This is a genomic window from Falcatimonas sp. MSJ-15, assembly GCF_018918265.1.
In the GTDB taxonomy this organism is placed as follows: domain Bacteria; phylum Bacillota; class Clostridia; order Lachnospirales; family Lachnospiraceae; genus Falcatimonas.
Window position 1 is genome coordinate 12,912 of the sequence record NZ_JAHLQC010000026.1, and the last position, 20,998, is coordinate 33,909.

Here is a 20,998-nt window from a genome sequence, read left to right on the forward strand (position 1 = left end):
TAAACGAGGTGATTTCTATGGCAATTATATACAATCCAAATAAAAAAATATTTACCCTGCATACGGCGCATACAACTTATCAGATGCAGGTTGATCCACTGGGATATCTGCTTCATTTGTACTACGGAGAAAAAACAAACAGTTCCATGGACTATGTCCTAACCTATGCAGACCGCGGATTTTCCGGAAATCCTTATGCAGCCGGTATGGACCGCACCTATTCGCTGGATGCGCTGCCACAGGAGTATCCGTCCCTTGGCACCGGAGATTACCGCAATATTGCACTGAATATCAAAAATGAAAAAGGGGTGGAAAGTGCAGATCTGCTTTTTAAAAGCTATGAAATCCGAAATGGTAAATACCAGTTGCAGGGACTTCCGGCTGTCTGGGCAGATGAAAGCGAAGCGCAGACACTGGAAATTGTCCTTGCAGATGAAAACGCACAGGTTGAAGTGCATCTGCTGTATGGTGTTCTGGAAGAAAACGATATCATTACAAGGAGTGTCCAGATTAAAAATATGGGAACCGGGCAGATTACGATCGAAAAGGCAGCGGCAGCCTGTCTGGATTTTGTACAGGGAGATTTTGATGTCCTGCGGTTTTATGGAAAGCATGCCATGGAGCGCAATCTGGAGCGTACGCCGCTGGGACATGGAACCATTGCGTTTGGCAGCCGCAGGGGAACATCCAGTCATCAGTATAATCCTGCCGTGATTCTGGCAGAAAAAGGGACAACGGAGACCGCAGGCAGCTGCTATGGAATGCTGTTTGTATACAGCGGCAATTTCTCCTGTGAGGCAGAAAAAGATCAGTTCAACCAGACGCGCCTGCTTCTTGGATTAAATGAAGAACTGTTTTCCTACCCGCTCGCGGCAGGAGAAACCTTTACGGTGCCGGAAGTTATTTTATCCTATTCAGCAGATGGATTGTCTAAGCTTTCACAGCAGTATCATAACTGCATCCGCAACCATGTGTGCCGCAGCAAATATGTCCATATGCAGCGTCCGGTGCTGATCAACAGCTGGGAGGCAGCCTATTTCGATTTTACGGGAGATACGATTGTGGATCTGGCAAAAGAAGCAGCTTCCCTTGGAATTGATATGGTAGTGATGGATGACGGCTGGTTCGGGAAAAGAAACGATGACAATTCTTCCCTTGGGGACTGGCAGGTCAACGAAAAGAAACTGGGGGGCAGTTTGGCAGAACTTATTAGCCGCGTGCATGAGCAGGGCGTGAAATTTGGCATTTGGATTGAGCCGGAGATGGTCAATGAAGACAGCGACCTTTACCGGGCACATCCGGACTGGACAATTCAGATTCCGGGGAAAAAGCCGGTGCGCTCGAGAAACCAGTTACTGCTTGATTTTTCCAGAAAAGAAGTGCGTGACTGTGTCTTTGACCAGATCTGTGCCGTGCTCGATCAGGGAAAAATTGATTATGTCAAGTGGGATATGAACCGCAGCATGGCAGATGTTTATGCCGGAAATCTTTCCTATGATTATGTGCTTGGTGTTTATGATTTTATGGAGCGTTTGTGCAGCCGCTATCCGGATCTTCTGCTGGAGGGATGCAGCGGTGGTGGCGGCAGGTTTGACGCGGGAATGCTTTATTATTCCCCACAGATCTGGTGCAGCGACAATACCGATGCGATCAACCGCACAAGAATCCAGTACGGAACTTCGTTTTTTTATCCGGTTTCCACGATGGGGGCACATGTTTCGGCGGTGCCAAATCACCAGACCGGACGGGTGACAAGTTTCCATACCCGTGGGGTGACAGCGATGGCGGGAACTTTCGGTTACGAATTAAACCCGGCACTTTTATCGGATGAGGAAAAACAGCAGATCCGGGAGCAGATCAAAACATACAAGAAGTATGAAATGCTCATTAACGAGGGAACCTACTGGCGATTGTCTGATCCGTTTACAGATGAAATTGCGGCATGGATGTCGGTATCAGAGGAACAGGATCATGCACTGGTAAGTGTGGTGCGTCTTATGGCTGAGGCAAATCAGGCGACCGTTTATGTCCGCCTGCGTGGGTTAAAACCGGATGCCGTGTATCTGGAAGAACAAAGCGGCAGACAGTATTCTGGTGCAGCACTGATGCATGCGGGAATTCCACTTCCCCCATTTACCAGAGAATATGAGGCATATCAGTTTGCTTTTACAGAACTGAAAGAGGCTGGAACATTATATGAAAAAGTGCAGAAATGGTGTGACAGGAATGCCAAAAATCGAGTGGTCATCAGCCTTTACGGTGGTTCCGGTTCCGGAAAAACAACACTTGCAACGGCATTGCAGCAGTACTTTTTAAATGATGGCAGGGGCTGCTATCTGCTCTCTGGCGATGATTATCCACACCGGATTCCAAAACGTAACGATGAAGAACGGATGCGTGTGTATAAAGAGGCAGGGGAAGACGGACTGCGTGGATATCTCGGGACAAAGAAAGAGATTGACTTCGACCGGATCAATGAAGTGCTTGCGGCATTTCATGAGGGAAAAGATACGATCACATTGCGACATATGGGACGGGAAGATGGCGAGATCTCATCGGAAGAAACCGATTTTTCCGGAATATCCGTATTACTTCTGGAGTGGACACACGGAGGCAGTGACGATTTACATGGTGTGGATCTGCCCGTCTTTTTAGAAAGTTCCCCGGAGGAGACAAAGGAGCGGCGCATTCGCAGAAACCGCGATGAGAATGCCGCAAGCCCGTTTATCTGTCGCGTGGTAGAACTGGAACAGGAAAAACTTGAAGTGCAGCGCAAAAATGCAGGATTAATCGTGGGAAAGGACGGAGGAGTTTATGAACCATAAACCGATGCTTAATGCATATCCCGACAGCCTTGGAGGAAATCTGGGAGATATTGTAACATTGCTAAAAACTGAGGCAATGCAGGATGTATTTTCTTCTTTTTACATTCTGCCGAGCCTGTACCATTCCGATCTCGACCGTGGATTTTCCGTGATCGACTATGACCTGAATGAGCAGCTTGCCGACCGGGAAGACCTTGACCAGTTAAAGAATATGGGAATCGATCTGAAACTCGATTTTATTTTAAACCATGCTTCCGCACAGTCCCCGCAGTTTCGGGATCTTGTGGAAAAAGGGGAGGCTTCTGCGTACCGTGATTTTTTCATCGATTGGAACCATTTTTGGGAAGGGCATGGAACCATGACGGAGGAAGGCTATATCCAGCCGGATGAAAGTTGCCTGAAGCAGATGTTTTTCCGCAAACCCGGGTTGCCGATCCTGATGGTGGAATTTCCGGATGGGAAAAAGGTGCCGTACTGGAATACCTTTTATCAGGAAGTGCATGGCAGACAGTATCTCGGACAGATGGATGTAAACATCCAGTCACCAAAAGTGTGGGAGTTTTATCGTGAAACACTGGAGAAAATAGCCTCTTATGGTGCGGCGATCGTGCGGCTGGATGCCTTTGCCTATGCGCCGAAGACACCGGGAAAGAAAAACTTCCTCAATGATCCGGAGACATGGGAACTTTTACAGAAGATCCATACGTTGGCAGAACCTTTGGGACTTACGCTTTTGCCGGAGATCCACGCAGCGTATGATGAAAAAATATATGAGACACTTGCAGAAAAAGGCTATGCAACCTATGATTTTTTCCTGCCGGGACTGGTCATTGATGCGATCGAGAACCGAAGGGGAACGTACCTTGCGGCATGGGCGAAGGAGATTGTGGAAAAGAAGATCTCCACGGTCAACATGCTCGGCTGTCACGACGGTATCCCGCTTCTGGATTTAAAGGGACTGCTTCAGGAAGAGGAGATCCAGTCGTTAATTGACCGGATCGTATCCCGTGGAGGCATGGTCAAAAATTTACATGGCCAAAAGAATCTGTATTATCAAGTAAATGCCACATATTACAGTGCATTGGGGGAATCGGATGAAAAAATGCTTCTGGCGCGTGCCATACAGATGTTTATGCCGGGCAAACCGCAGATCTGGTATCTGGATCTGTTTGCCGGAAAAAATGACCATGAAGCGGTGCGGCGTGCAGGGGAATCCGGACATAAGGAAATCAACCGGACAAATCTTTCCACTGATCAGATTGCGGAAGGTCTGAAAAAAGATGTGGTTCAAAAACAGCTTGCGTTAATCCGCATGCGAAATACTCATAAGGCATTTTCGGAAGGCGCAGAGGTAGCAATCTCCGGAGGGGAGAGCTCTCTGCAAATCCGATGGGAATATAATAGTGCATTTGCAACATTAAATGTAAATTTTGAATCAGGAACATATACAATAGTAGAAAGCAGATAGTTAAGCCGGGCTGTCGATTGTACATGAAATCTATGCAAATACTAATATAAGAATGTAGGAAATATGGCATATAAAAATGTCGGAAAACCTACATTCTTATTTTGTATTTTTAAGTGTATTGTTACACTTCCTTATGGAGGTGAACACTGCATGAAAAACAATCTTAAAGGCGAACTAACTTTACAAATTCCATTTTCTGTGCTATTATCCCTCTAGTTGTGCCACTATATTGACACAATAGACGAGCGGTATTCGGAGGAAACTGCATCGGATGATGATGTATCGCCCCAAAGAATGAGGTGATTACATGAATATAGGTTTTATAGGAGCTGGCAGGGTAGGATGTACGATAGGTAGGTATCTTGCAGATGCCGGTATAGCTGTAGAGGGATACTATAGCAGAACGAAAGAAAGCGTTGACGTTGCAACGACTTTTACAAAAACCAGAGCATTTGAAAGCTTTGGTGAACTAGTAAAGGCATGTGATACCATTTTTGTGACTACATCTGATGATGCCATAGAAAATGTGTGGAACAGCATTAAACAATATGATTTAAAGGGCAAAGTTATTAGTCATTTTAGTGGTTCATTATCATCTGATATTTTCTTCGGAATTGAAGCAACAGGAGCATATGGTTGTTCAATTCATCCAATGTACGCGTTCAGCGATAAATTCACATCTTATAAAAAGTTTAATAATGTATGTCTGACTATGGAAGGCAGTAGTGAAGCTGTAAGCAGAACGCAATGATATTGGAACAGTCAGAAAGCATTTACAGGCGTTAGACGGAACTGATGCAGAGGATGTATATAGAGCAGTTGGAAAAACAATTGTTTCGATAGCAAAGAAGAAAAATCCTGATACCGATTATACCGATTTGGAAAACTTAATGAATTAAGGCTGAAAATATGATCAAAATATGATTATAATTTTTGCTTTATAGGAACCTGACCCCCAAAATGTAATATTTATGTATAAGAGACTGAAATATTACATAAAAAACGCAGGTATCCGGAAAGGAAATGATTATTATGAAAAACACAGTAAGAACATTTCAGGCAGCGAAAGAAAATGGCGAGAAAATCACAATGCTTACAGCATATGATTATTCAACAGCTAAGCTTATGGACGACGCAGGCATCAATGCAATCCTTGTAGGTGATTCACTTGGCAATACAATGCTTGGTTATGAGGATACTATTTCCGTAACTGTAGAGGATATGATTCATCATGGTGCTGCTGTATCAAGAGGATGTAAAAATACTATGGTTGTAGTAGATATGCCATTTATGTCATATCAGACAAGCATATATGATGCACTTGTCAATGCAGGACGGCTTATGAAAGAGGGTCGTGCCAATGCAGTCAAGCTTGAAGGCGGAGCATCAGTATGTGAGCAGATCAAGGCTATCACAGATGCAGGAATACCTGTTATGGCACATCTTGGACTTACACCACAGTCGATCAATGTATTTGGCGGCAACAGAGTCCAAGGTAAAAGCGAAGAAGCAGCACAGAAGCTTATTGATGATGCACTTGCAGTACAGGAAGCTGGAGCATTTGCAGTAGTTCTTGAATGCATACCTGCAAAACTTGCAGATATTATCACAAAGAAGCTTTCTATACCAACTATAGGTATCGGAGCAGGTGCAGGCTGTGATGGTCAGATTCTTGTATATCAGGATATGCTTGGTATGTTCTCTGATTATGTGCCAAAATTCGTCAAGAGATTTGCAGAAGTTGGCGAAGTTATGAAGGCTGGTTTTAATGATTATATAAAGGAAGTATCTGAGGGTACTTATCCGGCAGAAGAGCACACATTTAAGATAGATGATGACGTACTTGAGAAACTTTATTAATATAAAAATTGTTAAGTTGTGGATCGTGCAGGAATGGAGATTAAAATGAAAATAGTAGAAACAATAAAAGAAGTAAGAGAACAGGTAAAAGAGTGGAAAAAACAAGGACTTTCAGTAGGTCTTGTCCCAACAATGGGATACCTTCATGAGGGACATAAGAGTCTTATAGACAGAGCTGTAGCAGAAAATGACAAGGTTGTAGTAAGCGTATTTGTCAATCCTATGCAGTTTGGACCTACAGAAGACCTTGAAAGCTATCCAAGAGATATGGAAAGAGATGCTGCACTTTGTGAAAATGCAGGGGCAGCTCTTGTGTTCCATCCTGAACCATCAGAAATGTATGAGGATGATTTTTCATCATTTGTTGATATGAATACACTTACAGGCGGTCTTTGTGGAAAGACAAGACCTATTCACTTTCGTGGAGTATGTACAGTAGTAGCAAAACTTTTCAATATAGTTACACCTGACAGAGCATATTTTGGACAGAAAGATGCACAGCAGCTTGCAGTAATACGTCATATGGTAAGTGATTTAAGCTTCGGTATCGAGATAGTTGGATGTCCTATAATCCGTGAAAAGGATGGCCTTGCAAAGAGTTCACGTAATACATACCTTAGTGCAGAAGAGAGAAATGCAGCACTTATATTAAGTCAGTCGCTTAAAGAAGGCAAGGCTCTTGTAGAAGCCGGTGAGAAAGACGCAGCTAAGATTAAGAAAGTTATCACTGACAAGATAAATACAGAGCCGCTTGCAAAGATTGATTATGTTGAAGTAGTTGACTGGAAGACACTTGAGCCTGTTTCTACAATAGATGCACCTATTCTCACAGCCATCGCTGTATATATAGGAAAAACAAGACTTATTGACAATTTTATCATCTAATGTAACAATTCCCCAAGCAACAACAAAATTCGGTCCAAGCTTGCTTGGAGAAGAATTTTTGTTGTTGCTTGGGGAGTAGCCTTTCGTACACGAAATGAATAAAACACAAGCTGCAAAGCAGCGACTGACACGAAGTGTCAGGTTTTATGAATGAAGAGAAAGGCGGAATTGTTACATTAGATGATAAGTGTTATAATATGAAAATTGACATATAAGAAATGAGGAATAAGATGACAGTTACAATGTTAAAAGGCAAAATTCACAGAGCAGTTGTACAGCAGGCAGAGCTTAATTATGTTGGAAGTATAACAGTTGATCCAGAGCTTATGGAAGCTGCTGGAATATATGAATATGAACTTGTACAGATAGTAGATGTAGAAAATGGCAACAGATTTGAAACATACACTATAGCAGGTGAACCGGGAAGTGGAATGATATGTTTAAATGGTGCAGCAGCAAGACAGGTTCAGGTAGGAGATCATGTCATAATCATGTGTTACTGCCAGATGGATAATGAAGAAGTTAAAACACATAAGCCACATGTTGTATTTGTAGATGGTGACAATAAGATTGTAAAGGTATCACGCTACGAAAAATATGGTAAACTTACAGATGATATGATAAAAGAGGCATAAAAGAGACAGCATAAAAATGCTTGTAACCCTTTTGCATATTGTGTAGATGTAAAAGTAAAACGTCTATAGTGTTATATTTTCAGGATAAGTAGAAATGGGGATAACAATGTTAAAAATGCAACAAATTTTATAAATCCTATAACATTTGAAACGCTTACAGGTAATAAATGTCTATTGATACGTTTGACAGAAACTTTCAGTATAGTGTAGAACATGTTTCATTATCTAAGGGTTATTTCTGGGACAGTCTGTCCGACTGCCTCAGATAGCTCTTGCAAATTTCTCCTCGGCTCTGGCAGAATCCTCAAGACGTGCAAGTGCTTCCTGTTCTGGTTCACGTTTCAGTTTTTTCCGTGTTGATGTTTCCGGTATCCCGGATACGTTCGGCTTATTTTCCATTTTTATTTAAAAATACCCTATTCCAAAAATTCTCCTGTGTTATAATAGTATAAAATATTGATTGATTATGAGGAAATACAGATGGAGCAAATATTAATTCTAGAGGACGATACAGCCTTAAATCAGGGATTGTGCAAGGCATTAAAGACAGATAGCCGAAAGCTTGTCTCCTGTGAGACTATAAAAGCTGCAAGAGACCAGCTCCTGTGCGGTTGTCCGTCGCTCATATTACTTGACATAAATCTGCCGGATGGAAGTGGGCTTGATTTTTTACAGGAACTAAAGAGAAACTATCAAAATATACCGGTTATTCTCTTGACCGCAAACGATACCGACATGGATATAGTAAAGGGACTGGAGCTTGGCGCAGATGACTACATAACAAAGCCTTTTTCCCTGTCAGTATTAAGGGCAAGGGTAAATACCCAGTTTAGAAAGGCGGAAAGTTTACAGGCACATACCTCTGCCAGTGTATACAAGAAGGGCTGCTATGAATTTGATTTTGAGAGAATGATATTTTTAGTAAATGGTCAGGGAATCGAGCTTAGCAAGACCGAACAGCGTCTCTTAAGGCTTTTGGTTCAAAATGAAGGTATAAATCTTCGCAGAGACTTTCTTTTAGACAGGGTCTGGAATGACAGTGCGGAATATGTGGATGCCAATGCCCTCTCTGTGTCTATCAAGAGACTCAGGGACAAGCTTGGTACACCGGACAGTATTAAAACAGTATATGGAATAGGGTATAGATTTGAATGAATAACTATAATACAGCCATCTGTATCGTGGGCATATGCCTTGTAATTACAGCACTTGTAATTTTAATCAACCATCTGCGCACGAAGAAAACTATTGATACAATAGAAGATATGTTAAATCAGGCAGCCAAAGGGAATTTTTCTGAAAAAGACTTTGACGAGACACGTTTGTCCTCACTTGAGACCAAGTTTGCCCATTACCTGAGCGCATCGGTGGTATCTGCCAGAAATGTGGAGCTGGAAAAGGACAAGATTAAGTCACTAATTGCGGATATTTCCCATCAGACCAAGACTCCCATAGCCAACCTGCTACTATACAGCGAGCTGCTACTTGAGGACGATACCGACAATTTATCCACACAGATGCGTGAAAATATCCTACAGCTTCATGCCCAGTCGGAAAAATTGCAGTTTTTAATTGACTCTCTGGTAAAGCTGTCAAGGCTTGAAAACGGCATATTGCAGCTCTCCCAACAGGAAGAAGCACTTAAGCCCATGTTGACACTAGCTGTAAAAGAGGCAGAGTACAAAGCCATGGTTAAGGGACTTAAGCTTATACTCAATGATACAGATGAAAAAGCTTATTTTGACAGCAAATGGACTCTGGAAGCCATCTGCAATATTCTCGATAATGCTGTAAAATACACAAATGAGGGCAGTATAAGCTTATCTGTCACTGCATATGAAATGTTTGTAAGAATTGATATAAAGGACAGTGGAATCGGACTGTATCTAAGCCGGCAGATTCTAAGCGGAGAGGGCGGCTACATAAAGGTGTCCTCAGTATACGGACAGGGCAGCACTTTTTCTATCTTTTTGCCAAAGTCGGCTTAAATCTTTCAAAACTGTAATAATTTAATTGTTTCCAGAAAGAGTCTGGAAAGAATATTGTGTAATAATCTGTATGTAGTGAAAAATGCTGCATACAGTTTTTTAGTTTTTATGGAGGATGATATATATGGAGATTTTACAAGCATGTGAATTGAAGAAAACCTATGGAACAGGTGAGGCCTGCGTACATGCATTAGATGGCGTGAGCCTCAATGTGGAAAAAGGAGAGTTTGTGGCTGTTGTGGGGACAAGTGGCAGTGGCAAATCCACCCTCTTACATATGTTAGGGGGCTTAGACAGACCAAGCTCTGGCAAGGTATTCGTGGATGGCAAAGACATCTTTTCCCTAAAGGATGAGGAACTTACCATTTTCAGACGCAGAAAAATAGGCTTTGTATTTCAGGCATATAATCTGGTGCCTGTACTAAATGTATACGAAAACATAGTGCTTCCAATCGAGCTGGATGGCGGTAAAGTCGATAAGGAATTTGTAAAAAAAATAACAGAGACACTGGGGCTCGACCAGAGGCTTAACGCTCTTCCAAATCAGCTCTCAGGAGGACAACAGCAGAGAGTTGCCATAGCTAGAGCATTGGCGGCAGAGCCTGCCATAATTCTTGCGGATGAACCCACAGGAAATTTAGACGGACGTACAAGTCAGGACGTATTAAGTCTCCTAAAGGTGACAAGCCAGAAATTCTCGCAGACGATTGTGATGATTACCCACAACGAGGAGATCGCCCAGCTTGCGGACCGCATAATAAGAATTGAGGATGGACATATTCAGGAGGGAGCAGTATGAGAGTAAAGAACAGAAAATGTATTCGCAGACTTAGTTTCAAGTCTCTGTGGGCATCCAGAAAAAGAAATATTATTGCAATTTGTGCTATAGCACTTACAACTTTGATGTTCACATCATTATTTACCATTATGCTGTCTGTAAACTCAAGTTATGAGACCTACAATTTTAGACAGGCAGGCGGCTATAGCGATGGCAGCTTTAAGGATTTGTCCAAAGAACAGGCAGATAAAATAGCTGCCCACAAAGGAATCAAGGCATCCGGTGAGCGTATCGTGTGTGGCTTCAGCTCCTCTGACGTATTCAGCAAGGTAGTGGCAGAGGTAAGTTACATGGATAAAAACTGTACCAAGTGGAGCTACGCCACACCAATCTGTGGAAAAGAGCCTCAAAAAGAAAATGAAATAGCCATGGACACTACAGCCTTAAGGCTCCTTGGTGTAGAGCCAGAGTTGGGAGCAAATGTGACTATTACTTATCAGACGGGTAATAGAACAGGCACCGACATGACCCAGACCGACAGCTTTATCCTCGTGGGCTATTGGGAGTATGATGATTTGATGCCTGTACACTATATCAACGTCTCAAAAGCCTATGTAGATAAAATTAACGAAAAGTGCATAGCCGCCGGCAATGAAGCCCTTGACATAGACTTAAATGTTATGCTTCCTTACAAGCTTAATATCAGGGAGCAGATGGAGAAAATAGATGCAGACTTAGGCTATGACTGGAATACAAGAGACCAGGAGAACAGCGCCAGAATCGGTGTAAACTGGGGACTTACAGCCTCATCTATAAGCTCTGGCATAGATTTTTCACTAGTAGCTGCACTCATTGCCTTTTTCCTGCTTATTATATTTACAGGCTATCTGATTATATACAATATATTCCAGATTTCAGTAACTGGAGACATCAGGTTTTATGGCCTGCTAAAGACCATCGGCACCACACCAAGACAATTAAGGCGCATTATCACACAGGAAGCTTTGTTTTTATGCATTCTCGGTATTCCTATAGGATTATTTCTAGGTTATGGCATTGGCGCAGCTTTAACTCCTGTTGTATTAGAGACCACAAGTATTATAGGCACAAAGGCTACTATCAGTAGCTCGCCCCTTATTTTTATAGGTTCTGCCCTATTTGCCATTATCACTGTCTTTTTGTCCTGCAGGAAGCCTGGTAAAATGGCTGCGAAGGTGTCTCCTGTTGAGGCTGCAAAATACACAGAGGGCATGACCAGCAAAAAGAAAAAACGCCGCAGCCGTGGGGCTAAGGTATATCAGATGGCTTTTGCCAATCTAGGCAGAAATAAGAAGAAAACAGCCCTTGTGACAGTTTCACTGACACTTTCCGTAACTCTTTTAAATGTGCTTTTTTCACTGGTCAACGGCTTTGACATGGATAAATATGTGGACAGGTCAACCTGTGCAGACTTTATAGTAAGCAGTACAGATTATTTCCGCTATAATTCGGCAGATGAATATATAGGACAGGATATCATTGATGAAATAAAGGAAAACACAGATGAGACTGTCGCTGGAAGCGGCTATGACCTGACAGGCATATCCCCTATGATGTGGATGGAGACAGACCAGTACAGCAAGTTAGCAAGCGTCTACCTAAGTGGCGAAGAGCTGCAGGAAGAACTCTCCCAATACGAGCAGAGAGGTGACAACATACTTGTCGGTGCCAGCATAGAGGGCTTTGATGATGGACTTTTTGACAAGCTTACTGTAGTAGAAGGTTCATTAGAACCACTATTTGACCAGAATACCCATGCAATCGCTGTAGCTGTATCCACAGATGATTACGGCAATATAGTAAATCTGGACAGATATCCTGAGCTGGGAGACACTTATACCATAAGTTATCAGATTGGATATGACATAGACAGCCGAACCGGCGAGCGGGCAGACCAACAAACCACGCCTGGTGAATATTTGGAATACCATGAGGAAGAGGCAAAGGAAGTGGACTATAGTGTATGTGCTCTTGTGACGGTTCCTTATTCCATCAGTTTCCGTTATACAAGTCTGGGTTATAGTATGGTTTTGCCTGTAGAGAGGCTTAAGGAGGATAGCGGTACAGATGTCATTCCAAAATTTTATATGTTTGACACACCGGATTCTCAGGCAGAAGCAAAGGCTGAACAATATCTGCAAAAGCTCACAGCCGGAGATACATCAACTTTCATGTATGAGAGTAAGGCATCTATCAGACGTGAATTTACCCAGTTTAAAAATATGTTTTTAATCTGTGGTGGTGCCCTCTGTGCTATAATCGGACTTGTTGGCATACTTAACTTTTTCAATGCAATTATGACAGGAATTTTGTCCAGAAAAAGAGAATTTGCCGTATTACAGTCTGTGGGTATGACCAAGAGACAGCTAAAGCTCATGCTTATTTATGAGGGCTTATTTTATGCGGTGGGCTCCATCATAGCATCCCTTATACTTTCTACGGTACTCAGCCCTATACTTGGCAATATGATGAGTGATATGTTCTGGTTTGTAACATACCATTTTACAATCATGCCTGTAATCCTGATTATACCTGTATTTCTCTTGTTAGGCTGGCTGATTCCGGCTGTACTTTACCGTGCTGGCAAGAGACAGAGCATTGTTGAAAATCTAAGGGAATTATAATTTTTATGCCAAAAAATCAATACATGTTGAGATGGTGTGCTTGAATGTGTCAGGAATGATGAAGAACAAGCATCTTTCAAAAGCTGTTGCGTCACAGAAGCTCTATGAATTTAGAATTAAATTAAAAGCTAAATGTGATGAAAATGGTATTGAATTAAGAATTGTAGACAGATTTTATCCATTCGCAAATAAAAGTAGAAATAGTGCAATTTTTGCATGATATTATACAAGAAATATGTGGTGATATGTTATATTATTGATAATATATGTTATATTAGTATTTAGGGAGGTATAGAGTGGAAAACATGGAAGGTAAAAGAAAAACATTGGCACAACTGTCCGTGCCAATATGCTTAGAAACTTTATTTTATATGCTTTCAGGTATGGTCGATACACTTATGCTATCATCTGTAAGTGACCAGGCTGTGGGGGCTGTCGGAACAGCAAATACATATATCGGTGTTTTTATCATTATGTTCGGGGTAATATCATCTGGTATGGTAGCGGTTATGTCACAAAATATCGGAGCGGGAAGACCTGGAATTGCATATCAGGCCAGACAGCTTGGACTTATATTTAATGCATTGACAGGTATCCTGATGTCTAGTATTCTTGCCATTTTTTCTGGTGGAATACTCAAAATAGTAAGTATTGCCCCGGCTTTGTTTGAACCTGCTGAAACATACCTTAAAATTGTTGGAGGTGCAAGTTTTTTAAATGCACTGATTCCTATTTTTTCCAGTTATTTAAGAGTGTTTGGATATACAAAACATTCCTTAATAGGGACGGTTGTTGGTAATGTCGTTAATATTATACTCAATTCCGTATTTCTGTTTGTGTTTCACTGGGGAGTAATGGGAGTTGCTGTTGCAACAGTTATTTCAAAGGTTGTGAATCTTATTATTGTAGCAGCGATGGGAGCTGTACTTGTAAAAGCAAAGCAAAGTCCTGAGCGTGCACAGCCACGAAAAATACTTGCGCAGATTGTTAAAATAGGTTTTCCGTCTGCATTAGAAACAGCACTTTATAATGTAGCAATGACATTTGTGGTACGCTTTATGAACCAGATGGATGCGGACGGAATGAATGTTACAGCACGTTCGTATGCGATGCAGATTGCAAACTTCTCGTATTGTGCAGGTGCTGCGCTTGCACAGGCTAACGCTATTATGACTGGCTGGAGAATTGGAGCAAAAGAGTTTGAAGAATGTGACAAGGGTACACGAAAAGCGATGCTATATGGTCTCATAACAGCGACGTGCTTTTCTGTGGCGTTTGCATTATCCGGACATTTTATCGTGCATATATTTACGGATGATACACAGATGATTAATCTTGTAGTAAAGTTACTGATAGTAGATATATTCCTGGAATTTGGAAGGGTGACAAATCTTGTGTATGGTCAGGCATTAAAAACGAGTGGAGATGCAATTTTTCCGGTTATAATGGGTGCGATATTTATGTATCTGTTTGCGGTTGTCGGAACGTATTTTCTTGGAATACATATGGGACTTCAGGCAGTAGGCGCATATATTGCAATGGCAGGTGATGAGTGTGCAAGAGCTGTTGGGATGGTGCTTAGATGGAAGAGCGGAAAATGGAAAAGTAAGAGTCTTGTAGAATTATAGGAGAGGTTATGTATTTTGAATTAAAGGAAAATAAACCACATGGTACAAAGGATGACCCATTTAGTATTTATCACATAAAGAATAAAGGACGGTCATTTCAGATCCCCGTACATTGGCATGATGAACTTGAAATTATATATGTAAAAAGTGGTTTTCTGACGGTAAGTATATCGGGAGAGAGTTATATTGGAAAAGCCGGTGACGCATTTGTGGTATCGCCGGGAAGTCTGCATCTCATGGGCGCACAAACCGGCACTGTGGATTATTTTACTTTTCTATTTCCGTTAAAATATATATCTTTTCGCACAGAGGACATGTTAGACGATAAATTGCTTGAACCGTTAAACAGCGGTCATCTGATGATATGTCCAAGAGTAAAAGATACGGCAAAAGAGTTGTGTGAGCAGCTGATTGAGATATATATGGCAAAAACGGATGAAAGTGAGTCAAAAATAGCTGCACAGATAAAGACAAAAGTAATTCTTTTACAATTTATTCTTGAAATGTGGGAAAATGGACTTGTAATAGAAAATGATACAAATGGCAGAAATATTGTGGAAAAAGAGATGGTTTCATATATACAGCAGAACTTTACAGGGAAGATATCCCTAAAGGAATTTGGAGAACAGTTTCATCTTTCAGAAAAATATATATCACGGTATTTCAAGGAACATTTTCATATTACACTGTCGCAATATATTACATATTTACGGTTGGAGCATGCAAAACAGCTGTTACAGGATACCGATATGCCGGTTACGGAGGTAGCCCTGCAGAGTGGGTATCAGAATGTAAGCTACTTTATCAGAAGTTTCAAAAAGGCCTATGCAGTTTCACCATTGAAATATAGAAAGTCTGATGAAAACAGCTAAAGCAAAACCGATGGTTCCGTACGAGAAAGCCGTACTTTTGCACACAAACGCAGAGAAAAGCAATAGAACTTTTCTCTGCGTTTATTATGTGCACCTAGTGGCGCACGTTTCTAACGGGTTAAAGTCCCGAATCCGCCCGGTAGTGGGAAGGATATAGCCGAAAGCAAGGGTGTCCATCGTGAGATGGAATCCCTACATTCTTATATTGACATTGGCAATAGATAAGCACTATACTTATAAAACAACAAGTGTTTGCTCCGGTGCGATTAATTTTGATGTGATCGACGGGGTGCTGCACAATGTGGACATTGTGGGCGGATGTAAGGAAAACGCTTTAATAGAAATAAAAGGGGTAAAGTCATGGAAAAAACAGATAAAAAATACGCTGCATACGTGCAGATTTTAAAAGAAGAGCTGGTTCCGGCAATGGGATGTACGGAGCCGATCGCGCTGGCTTATGCGGCTGCAAAGGCTCGGGAGGTTCTCGGACATATTCCAGACCGCGTATCCATTGAGGCGAGCGGAAGCATCATCAAAAATGTAAAATCTGTAATTGTTCCTAACACTAATCAGCTCAAAGGTATTTCGGCTGCCGCTACCGCCGGAATTATCGCAGGCAAAGCGGAAAAGGAACTGGAGGTTATCGCTTCGGTTACGGAAGCACAGATGGAAGAGATGAAGCGGTTTCTGGAGGACACGCCGATTTCCGTCCAGCATGTGGATAACGGAATTACGTTTGAGATTATCGTAACGGAGTTTTGGGGCGAGGAATATGCGAAGGTGCGGATCGCCAATTATCATACGAATATTGTCCTCATCGAAAAAAACGGAGAAATTCTCTTCGAAACGGAGGTGCAGGGGGAAACCGAAAATGGGCTGACAGACCGTTCGCTTCTGGATATGGAAAGCATCTGGGATTTTGCAAATACGGCGGATATTGATGACGTTCGTGAGGTCATTGGACGGCAGATCGCTTACAATACGGCCATTGCCGAGGAAGGTCTGCGCGGAGATTACGGCGCCAATATCGGAAGAGTGCTTCTGGATATGGATGGGGAAAATATCCGTACCCGTGCAAAGGCGATGGCGGCCGCCGGTTCCGATGCGCGTATGAATGGATGTGAGCTTCCTGTTATCATTAACTCCGGGAGTGGAAATCAGGGAATGACATGCTCTCTTCCGGTTATTGAATATGCAAAAGAATTACATTCCACAGAAGAGAAACTTTACCGGGCGCTGATCCTTTCAAATCTGACTGCCATCCATCAAAAAAACGGTATCGGGCGGCTAAGTGCCTACTGTGGCGCCATTTGTGCCGGAGCTGCGGCAGGCGCGGGCATTGCCTATCTTTGTGGCGACGGATATAAAGATGTAACGCATACGGTGGTCAACGCGCTTGCTATTGTATCCGGGATTGTCTGTGACGGAGCAAAGGCGTCCTGTGCAGCCAAAATTGCGACAGCTGTGGACGCGGGAATTCTGGGGTATCAGATGTATCGTCGTGGACAACAGTTTTATGCGGGCGATGGAATCGTGACGAAAGGCGTGGATGCGACCATCCGCAATGTGGGCCGTCTTGGAAAAGAAGGAATGAGGGAGACCAACGAGGAGATTATAGACATCATGGTTGGTCAGCGGTGCTGAGACAACGAACCGTTTTGCAGCGGGATATGTGACAACGCCACATAACAATCGGAAGGAATCGTGTAGAACGGTAGCTGCTAGAATATCATCCTCAAGCCCCATCTTTTCAAAAAGTAACTAGTAAATTAACACAAGCAGCCGCAAAGAAGGCGAAGAAGACAGGGGATGAGTCCTTTTCAAAAGAAGATGTCACAAGATATCTACAAGAAGAAATTGAGAGGCGTAATCAGTCCATTAACCAGAAGTTAGCTACCATAGAACAACTGCAGCGAGAGATAACAGCGGACCAGCAACAGATACAGAATGTAATTTTGTTTTAGGACAATTGGAAATTGAGGAATGATTATGGCGGATGAAAAATTATACCGATTAAGATCAAAAGATGATTTTACCTAAAAATGAAGAAAGTAGGCAACCACAGTGTTCAGAAGATAAAGAGAGTGCAATTGTGGAGGCATTGAAGCATTTTAAGATGATTCAGCAGAAATAAAAGGAGTTTGATAAATCGGAATTGACCGAGCTGAAAGAGAAGGATGCTTGTTGCCCGAAAGACAAGAAGATGGAAGTAGAAGAAAACAAAAAATAATTTTTTATATGAAAGGCTGGTTGCAGAATGTCAAAACAAAATATTTATGATAATGATTTATTTTACGAAAACTTCGAGAAAATACGTAGCAAAGAAATCAATTTTAATGATATTATTGAGACACCAATAATATTAGGAATGATACCTGAACTATATAAAAAGAAAGTATTAGATATTGGATGTGGTATGGGGCAACATGCACTTCAATATTCAAAGAAAGGGGCGTTATCCGTTCTTGGAATTGATATATCGGAAAAAATGTTAGCATATGCAAGAAAAAATAATGCTGCCTCTAATATTGAATACAGAAGACTGGCTTTCGAAGATTTGGATGATTTAGATGAAAGGTTTGATGTTATCACAAGTTCATTGGCTTTTGATTATGTAGAAAATTTTGGAAAGCTTATGAAACAGATTTATAGTCACTTGAATGAAAACGGCAAATGTGTTTTTTCAATGTCACACCCGATAAGTACAGCATATGATGGGACTTTTGACAGATATACTAGAACAGAAACTGGAGAGAGATTATATGCTAATCTACGAAATTACGGAATAGAGGGTAAGCGTGTTATTCATTGGGTAGTAGATGAATATGAACTTTATCATAGAACGATTTCAACATTAATAAATGATATTGTTTCTGCTGGATTTATTATTGAGGAATGTCAGGAATCAAAAGTACCAGAATCAATTAGAGAAAAGCGAGCAGATATGTTTGGAGGAGTTATTCATCAGCCAGACTTTATTTTTTTTAGGTGTGGAAAGAAAAATTAATATTTTATCTATGTAAAGAACCCGACAAATTCTGGTTTGCCGAAGCAAAACAAATGCTTTACAAAAATACGGGATGGACAGAATATAAATGTTTAAATTGAACCTATAATTCAAATTGGAGGTAACTATTTTATGAAAGTAAACTGTGTCTGGGAACACAATGGCGATGACACAATCTTGTATTCGTCCAATTTTGTTGGGGCGTTCACAAGAGGAAAGTCTAGGAGCGAAGCAATTCAAAAAATGCCGTCTGAAATTATGTCTTACTTAAAGTGGAAAGGTGATCTGATTTCGGATATTCTGGAGTCTGAGATTATTCAGGAAAAAGCATCTGAACTTACCATTTCAGATGCAGACTCAGATGTACTTTTTGATGAAGAGAAGAAGCCGCTAAGATTGGCTGAATATGAAGCACTAAAAGCACTTGCTATGAAATCTGCCAATGATTTTTTGACATTGTATCAGGCGATACCAAATAAAGATAAAAGTGTTTTGCCAGTTAGAACTACTTTTTACGGCGAGATTCCGCGTACGGCGCGGGAAATGTACGAGCATACGAAAAATGTTAATGCATATTACTTCAGAGAAATCGGGGTTCAGGCAGATAATAACGGAACTATTGAGGAATGTAGAAATCATGGATTTGAATTGCTAGAGCAGAAACAGAACTTTCTGGAAAATAAAGTTTATCTTGGGAGCTATGATGAAGAATGGTCATTGCGGAAGGTGCTGCGGAGATTTATCTGGCATGACAGGATTCATGCGAAAGCAATGTATCGGATGGCACTAAAGACTTTTGGAAAAGATGCGGTTCCAAATGTTTTTTCTTTCTGTGTAGTGAAAGAGTAGAAAGTTCTTCGGAAGGGAATGGCATTGACGAATTATGTAATGGAGAAGTATACAACTTCCAGTTTGCCGAAATATCTTTCTAAACGAGAGCAGATTCGTTAACATAAGAGCATAAAGTAATTGTTGTATACAGTAAAAAGGAGGAATATCGAATGTTAAATGAATCAGTAATCAACGTATTAAAAAATGGTATGTGGGATCTTGCAACCTGTGCAAATGGAGAACCAAACGTAGTCCCAGTTGCATTCAAGGATGTTACACAAGATATTTCTTATGGCTACAAACCAGACCATTGAAATGTATATTACAGCAAGTTCAGCCACAGATATTTATTATCTCATAAGAAAATATCTGCACAATACAGAAGAGGCAAAATCAATAATGGGAAAGCTTTTTTCATTTTTAGCAGCCTTTGCTTCCTGGTTAAGTTTATTGACTTATAGTGCTAAATTCTAAAGACGGGAAAGATTCATGCAGAGCGTGGAGATTATCAGAAAAGTTATAAAAAGAATTGACTCTTTGTAGAGAAGATATTAATGTTTAAGTAGACCGTAGAGAGGCATGGGTAATGCCCGAATCCAAATATCTCATTAGCGGGTAGGCAGTCAGAGTGATGACTGTCTTTTTTTATGAAAAAACTATTGAAATTATTTTTTAATTCACTTAGGCTTATTATAGGACGTCCAAATAATATGATTTTTTACTGCTTTACAGGAGAAAGTTTTAATGAAGAAAGTTTTAGATACTTATTCAAGTAAAAACGATATTAATATAAAACAGATTGTAGCTTATAAAGATAACATACTTGAAATTGAAGAGTATAAGGATGGTTTTAAAAAGGCCGATACAATGAATGTAATGAGTGTAACAAAATCGGTAACCTCATTGTTGATAGGTATTGCCATTGACCAAGGTTTGATAAAAAGTGTAGACGACTATGTGATGGACTATTACAAGGAAACGTACACTCCTAAAAGAGGTGTTGGTAAAACGGTTATTTGAAAATACTGTATCTGATTATTTGCAGACAACGAATATGGACTTTCTAGATATGTTTTTAACTGCAAAGCATTTAGAAGGGTGTTCTGACAAAACAATACGCTATTATAGGTGTAATATTGAAAAGATGTTGGATACAATAAATATTCCTGTCATAAAGATAACGACCGAGATGCTACGAAAATATCTTGTAGAGTATCAAACGATAAATAATTGTGGAAAGGTAACTATTGATAATAGTAGAAGTCTTTCCACATTTTTTTGTGGCTAGAGGAAGAGGATTATATTATAAAAAGCCCAATGAAAAGAATTCATAAGGTAAAGACTGCCGTTATTGTAAAAAATACCATTCCGGATGAGCAAATAGATACAATGCTCAGATATGCAATGGTTAATCAAAACAATGTGAAGCTATCGCATCAAAAATATATTTCATAGATTGACTTGTAACGCAAAAGACGTTACAATAAAAGAAAGATGGAGGTGTATTCTATGGGAAAAACAGCAACATTAAATATAAGAGTAAATCCAGATGTAAAAG

At 40.9% G+C, this 20,998-nt stretch carries 20 protein-coding genes and 2 pseudogenes; 21 read left to right on the top strand and 1 reads right to left on the bottom strand.

All coding sequences use genetic code 11. The features are described from left to right. Positions 1–17: 17 nt before the first annotated feature. From KQI85_RS15245 to KQI85_RS15275, 7 genes and pseudogenes are all read left to right on the top strand, one after another. Entirely contained in the window at positions 18–2,825 is a 2,808-nt protein-coding gene (locus tag KQI85_RS15245; RefSeq protein WP_216576899.1) for an alpha-galactosidase, read from the top strand. Beyond that, positions 2,815–4,293 (top strand): sucrose phosphorylase, encoded by a 1,479-nt coding sequence (gene gtfA, locus KQI85_RS15250; RefSeq protein ID WP_216576900.1) that lies wholly within the window; start codon positions 2,815–2,817, stop codon positions 4,291–4,293. Before KQI85_RS15245 ends, gtfA begins: the two co-directional genes overlap by 11 nt. A 307-nt stretch (positions 4,294–4,600) precedes the next feature. Continuing rightward, entirely contained in the window at positions 4,601–5,044 is a 444-nt protein-coding gene (locus KQI85_RS15255; RefSeq protein ID WP_216576901.1) for an NAD(P)-binding domain-containing protein, read from the top strand. A gap of 281 nt (positions 5,045–5,325) precedes the next feature. Then, on the top strand, positions 5,326–6,153 hold the full coding sequence (gene panB, locus KQI85_RS15260) for a 3-methyl-2-oxobutanoate hydroxymethyltransferase (RefSeq protein WP_216576902.1): 828 nt from the start codon (positions 5,326–5,328) through the stop codon (positions 6,151–6,153). Positions 6,154–6,198: 45 nt separating this feature from the next. Then, on the top strand, positions 6,199–7,038 hold the full coding sequence (gene panC / locus KQI85_RS15265; protein ID WP_216576903.1) for a pantoate--beta-alanine ligase: 840 nt from the start codon (positions 6,199–6,201) through the stop codon (positions 7,036–7,038). Positions 7,039–7,268: 230 nt separating this feature from the next. Further along, complete coding sequence (gene panD / locus KQI85_RS15270; protein WP_216576904.1) at positions 7,269–7,673, top strand: aspartate 1-decarboxylase; 405 nt, start codon at positions 7,269–7,271, stop codon at positions 7,671–7,673. 111 nt (positions 7,674–7,784) lie between these two features. Beyond that, positions 7,785–7,903 (top strand): annotated as a pseudogene (locus tag KQI85_RS15275) (phosphopantothenoylcysteine decarboxylase); the annotation flags it as partial. 31 nt (positions 7,904–7,934) lie between these two features. Here KQI85_RS15275 and KQI85_RS15280 read toward each other — a convergent pair. Continuing rightward, entirely contained in the window at positions 7,935–8,072 is a 138-nt protein-coding gene (locus tag KQI85_RS15280; RefSeq protein ID WP_216576905.1) for a hypothetical protein, read from the bottom strand. A gap of 81 nt (positions 8,073–8,153) precedes the next feature. On the opposite strand from KQI85_RS15280, the gene KQI85_RS15285 reads away from it, so the two are divergent. The 14 genes and pseudogenes from KQI85_RS15285 to KQI85_RS16705 all read left to right on the top strand — a co-directional run bounded on the left by KQI85_RS15285 (position 8,154) and on the right by KQI85_RS16705 (position 20,728). Next, positions 8,154–8,828: a response regulator transcription factor gene (locus KQI85_RS15285; RefSeq protein ID WP_216576906.1), complete on the top strand. Its 675-nt coding sequence runs from the start codon at positions 8,154–8,156 to the stop codon at positions 8,826–8,828. Continuing rightward, positions 8,825–9,661 carry a sensor histidine kinase KdpD gene (locus tag KQI85_RS15290; protein WP_216576907.1) on the top strand — a complete coding sequence of 279 codons (837 nt, stop codon included), beginning with the start codon at positions 8,825–8,827 and terminating at the stop codon, positions 9,659–9,661. Before KQI85_RS15285 ends, KQI85_RS15290 begins: the two co-directional genes overlap by 4 nt. A gap of 124 nt (positions 9,662–9,785) precedes the next feature. After that, on the top strand, positions 9,786–10,460 hold the full coding sequence (locus tag KQI85_RS15295; RefSeq protein ID WP_216576908.1) for an ABC transporter ATP-binding protein: 675 nt from the start codon (positions 9,786–9,788) through the stop codon (positions 10,458–10,460). Next, on the top strand, positions 10,457–13,102 hold the full coding sequence (locus tag KQI85_RS15300; RefSeq protein ID WP_216576909.1) for an ABC transporter permease: 2,646 nt from the start codon (positions 10,457–10,459) through the stop codon (positions 13,100–13,102). Before KQI85_RS15295 ends, KQI85_RS15300 begins: the two co-directional genes overlap by 4 nt. A gap of 37 nt (positions 13,103–13,139) precedes the next feature. Next, positions 13,140–13,283 (top strand): annotated as a pseudogene (locus KQI85_RS15305) (RNA-guided endonuclease TnpB family protein); the annotation flags it as partial. A 124-nt stretch (positions 13,284–13,407) separates the two neighbouring features. Beyond that, on the top strand, positions 13,408–14,730 hold the full coding sequence (locus KQI85_RS15310; RefSeq protein WP_216576919.1) for an MATE family efflux transporter: 1,323 nt from the start codon (positions 13,408–13,410) through the stop codon (positions 14,728–14,730). A gap of 8 nt (positions 14,731–14,738) precedes the next feature. Beyond that, the gene (locus KQI85_RS15315) at positions 14,739–15,602 is read left to right on the top strand and encodes an AraC family transcriptional regulator (protein ID WP_216576911.1); all 864 of its coding nucleotides are present in this window, start codon (positions 14,739–14,741) and stop codon (positions 15,600–15,602) included. 277 nt (positions 15,603–15,879) lie between these two features. Next, complete coding sequence (locus KQI85_RS17055; RefSeq protein WP_371820682.1) at positions 15,880–16,008, top strand: hypothetical protein; 129 nt, start codon at positions 15,880–15,882, stop codon at positions 16,006–16,008. After that, positions 15,963–17,246, top strand: a complete 1,284-nt coding sequence (locus tag KQI85_RS15325; protein WP_216576913.1) for a serine dehydratase subunit alpha family protein — start codon at positions 15,963–15,965, stop codon at positions 17,244–17,246. The genes KQI85_RS17055 and KQI85_RS15325 overlap by 46 nt, the downstream gene beginning before the upstream one ends. 613 nt (positions 17,247–17,859) lie before the next feature. After that, positions 17,860–18,609, top strand: coding sequence for a bifunctional 2-polyprenyl-6-hydroxyphenol methylase/3-demethylubiquinol 3-O-methyltransferase UbiG (locus KQI85_RS15330; RefSeq protein WP_216576914.1), 750 nt, complete (start codon positions 17,860–17,862; stop codon positions 18,607–18,609). Between the two features lie 132 nt (positions 18,610–18,741). Then, positions 18,742–19,458 carry a hypothetical protein gene (locus KQI85_RS15335; protein ID WP_216576915.1) on the top strand — a complete coding sequence of 239 codons (717 nt, stop codon included), beginning with the start codon at positions 18,742–18,744 and terminating at the stop codon, positions 19,456–19,458. 152 nt (positions 19,459–19,610) lie between these two features. Next, positions 19,611–19,754 (top strand): hypothetical protein, encoded by a 144-nt coding sequence (locus tag KQI85_RS15340; protein ID WP_216576916.1) that lies wholly within the window; start codon positions 19,611–19,613, stop codon positions 19,752–19,754. 430 nt (positions 19,755–20,184) lie between these two features. Beyond that, the gene (locus tag KQI85_RS15345; protein ID WP_216576917.1) at positions 20,185–20,460 is read left to right on the top strand and encodes a hypothetical protein; all 276 of its coding nucleotides are present in this window, start codon (positions 20,185–20,187) and stop codon (positions 20,458–20,460) included. Positions 20,461–20,509: 49 nt separating this feature from the next. Then, on the top strand, positions 20,510–20,728 hold the full coding sequence (locus tag KQI85_RS16705) for a phage integrase N-terminal SAM-like domain-containing protein (protein WP_253293925.1): 219 nt from the start codon (positions 20,510–20,512) through the stop codon (positions 20,726–20,728). The last annotated feature ends 270 nt before the right edge of the window (positions 20,729–20,998 follow it).

What these genes read in the sequence shown, in the direction of transcription:
- KQI85_RS15245 (WP_216576899.1), top strand. Translation starts at nt 18, where the DNA reads ATGGCAATTATATACAATCCAAATAAAAAAATATTTACCCTGCATACG.
- gtfA (WP_216576900.1), top strand. Translation starts at nt 2,815, where the DNA reads ATGAACCATAAACCGATGCTTAATGCATATCCCGACAGCCTTGGAGGA.
- KQI85_RS15255 (WP_216576901.1), top strand. Translation starts at nt 4,601, where the DNA reads ATGAATATAGGTTTTATAGGAGCTGGCAGGGTAGGATGTACGATAGGT.
- panB (WP_216576902.1), top strand. Translation starts at nt 5,326, where the DNA reads ATGAAAAACACAGTAAGAACATTTCAGGCAGCGAAAGAAAATGGCGAG.
- panC (WP_216576903.1), top strand. Translation starts at nt 6,199, where the DNA reads ATGAAAATAGTAGAAACAATAAAAGAAGTAAGAGAACAGGTAAAAGAG.
- panD (WP_216576904.1), top strand. Translation starts at nt 7,269, where the DNA reads ATGACAGTTACAATGTTAAAAGGCAAAATTCACAGAGCAGTTGTACAG.
- KQI85_RS15280 (WP_216576905.1), bottom strand. Translation starts at nt 8,072, where the DNA reads ATGGAAAATAAGCCGAACGTATCCGGGATACCGGAAACATCAACACGG.
- KQI85_RS15285 (WP_216576906.1), top strand. Translation starts at nt 8,154, where the DNA reads ATGGAGCAAATATTAATTCTAGAGGACGATACAGCCTTAAATCAGGGA.
- KQI85_RS15290 (WP_216576907.1), top strand. Translation starts at nt 8,825, where the DNA reads ATGAATAACTATAATACAGCCATCTGTATCGTGGGCATATGCCTTGTA.
- KQI85_RS15295 (WP_216576908.1), top strand. Translation starts at nt 9,786, where the DNA reads ATGGAGATTTTACAAGCATGTGAATTGAAGAAAACCTATGGAACAGGT.
- KQI85_RS15300 (WP_216576909.1), top strand. Translation starts at nt 10,457, where the DNA reads ATGAGAGTAAAGAACAGAAAATGTATTCGCAGACTTAGTTTCAAGTCT.
- KQI85_RS15310 (WP_216576919.1), top strand. Translation starts at nt 13,408, where the DNA reads ATGGAAGGTAAAAGAAAAACATTGGCACAACTGTCCGTGCCAATATGC.
- KQI85_RS15315 (WP_216576911.1), top strand. Translation starts at nt 14,739, where the DNA reads ATGTATTTTGAATTAAAGGAAAATAAACCACATGGTACAAAGGATGAC.
- KQI85_RS15325 (WP_216576913.1), top strand. Translation starts at nt 15,963, where the DNA reads ATGGAAAAAACAGATAAAAAATACGCTGCATACGTGCAGATTTTAAAA.
- KQI85_RS15330 (WP_216576914.1), top strand. Translation starts at nt 17,860, where the DNA reads ATGTCAAAACAAAATATTTATGATAATGATTTATTTTACGAAAACTTC.
- KQI85_RS15335 (WP_216576915.1), top strand. Translation starts at nt 18,742, where the DNA reads ATGAAAGTAAACTGTGTCTGGGAACACAATGGCGATGACACAATCTTG.
- KQI85_RS15340 (WP_216576916.1), top strand. Translation starts at nt 19,611, where the DNA reads ATGTTAAATGAATCAGTAATCAACGTATTAAAAAATGGTATGTGGGAT.
- KQI85_RS15345 (WP_216576917.1), top strand. Translation starts at nt 20,185, where the DNA reads ATGAAGAAAGTTTTAGATACTTATTCAAGTAAAAACGATATTAATATA.
- KQI85_RS16705 (WP_253293925.1), top strand. Translation starts at nt 20,510, where the DNA reads ATGTTTTTAACTGCAAAGCATTTAGAAGGGTGTTCTGACAAAACAATA.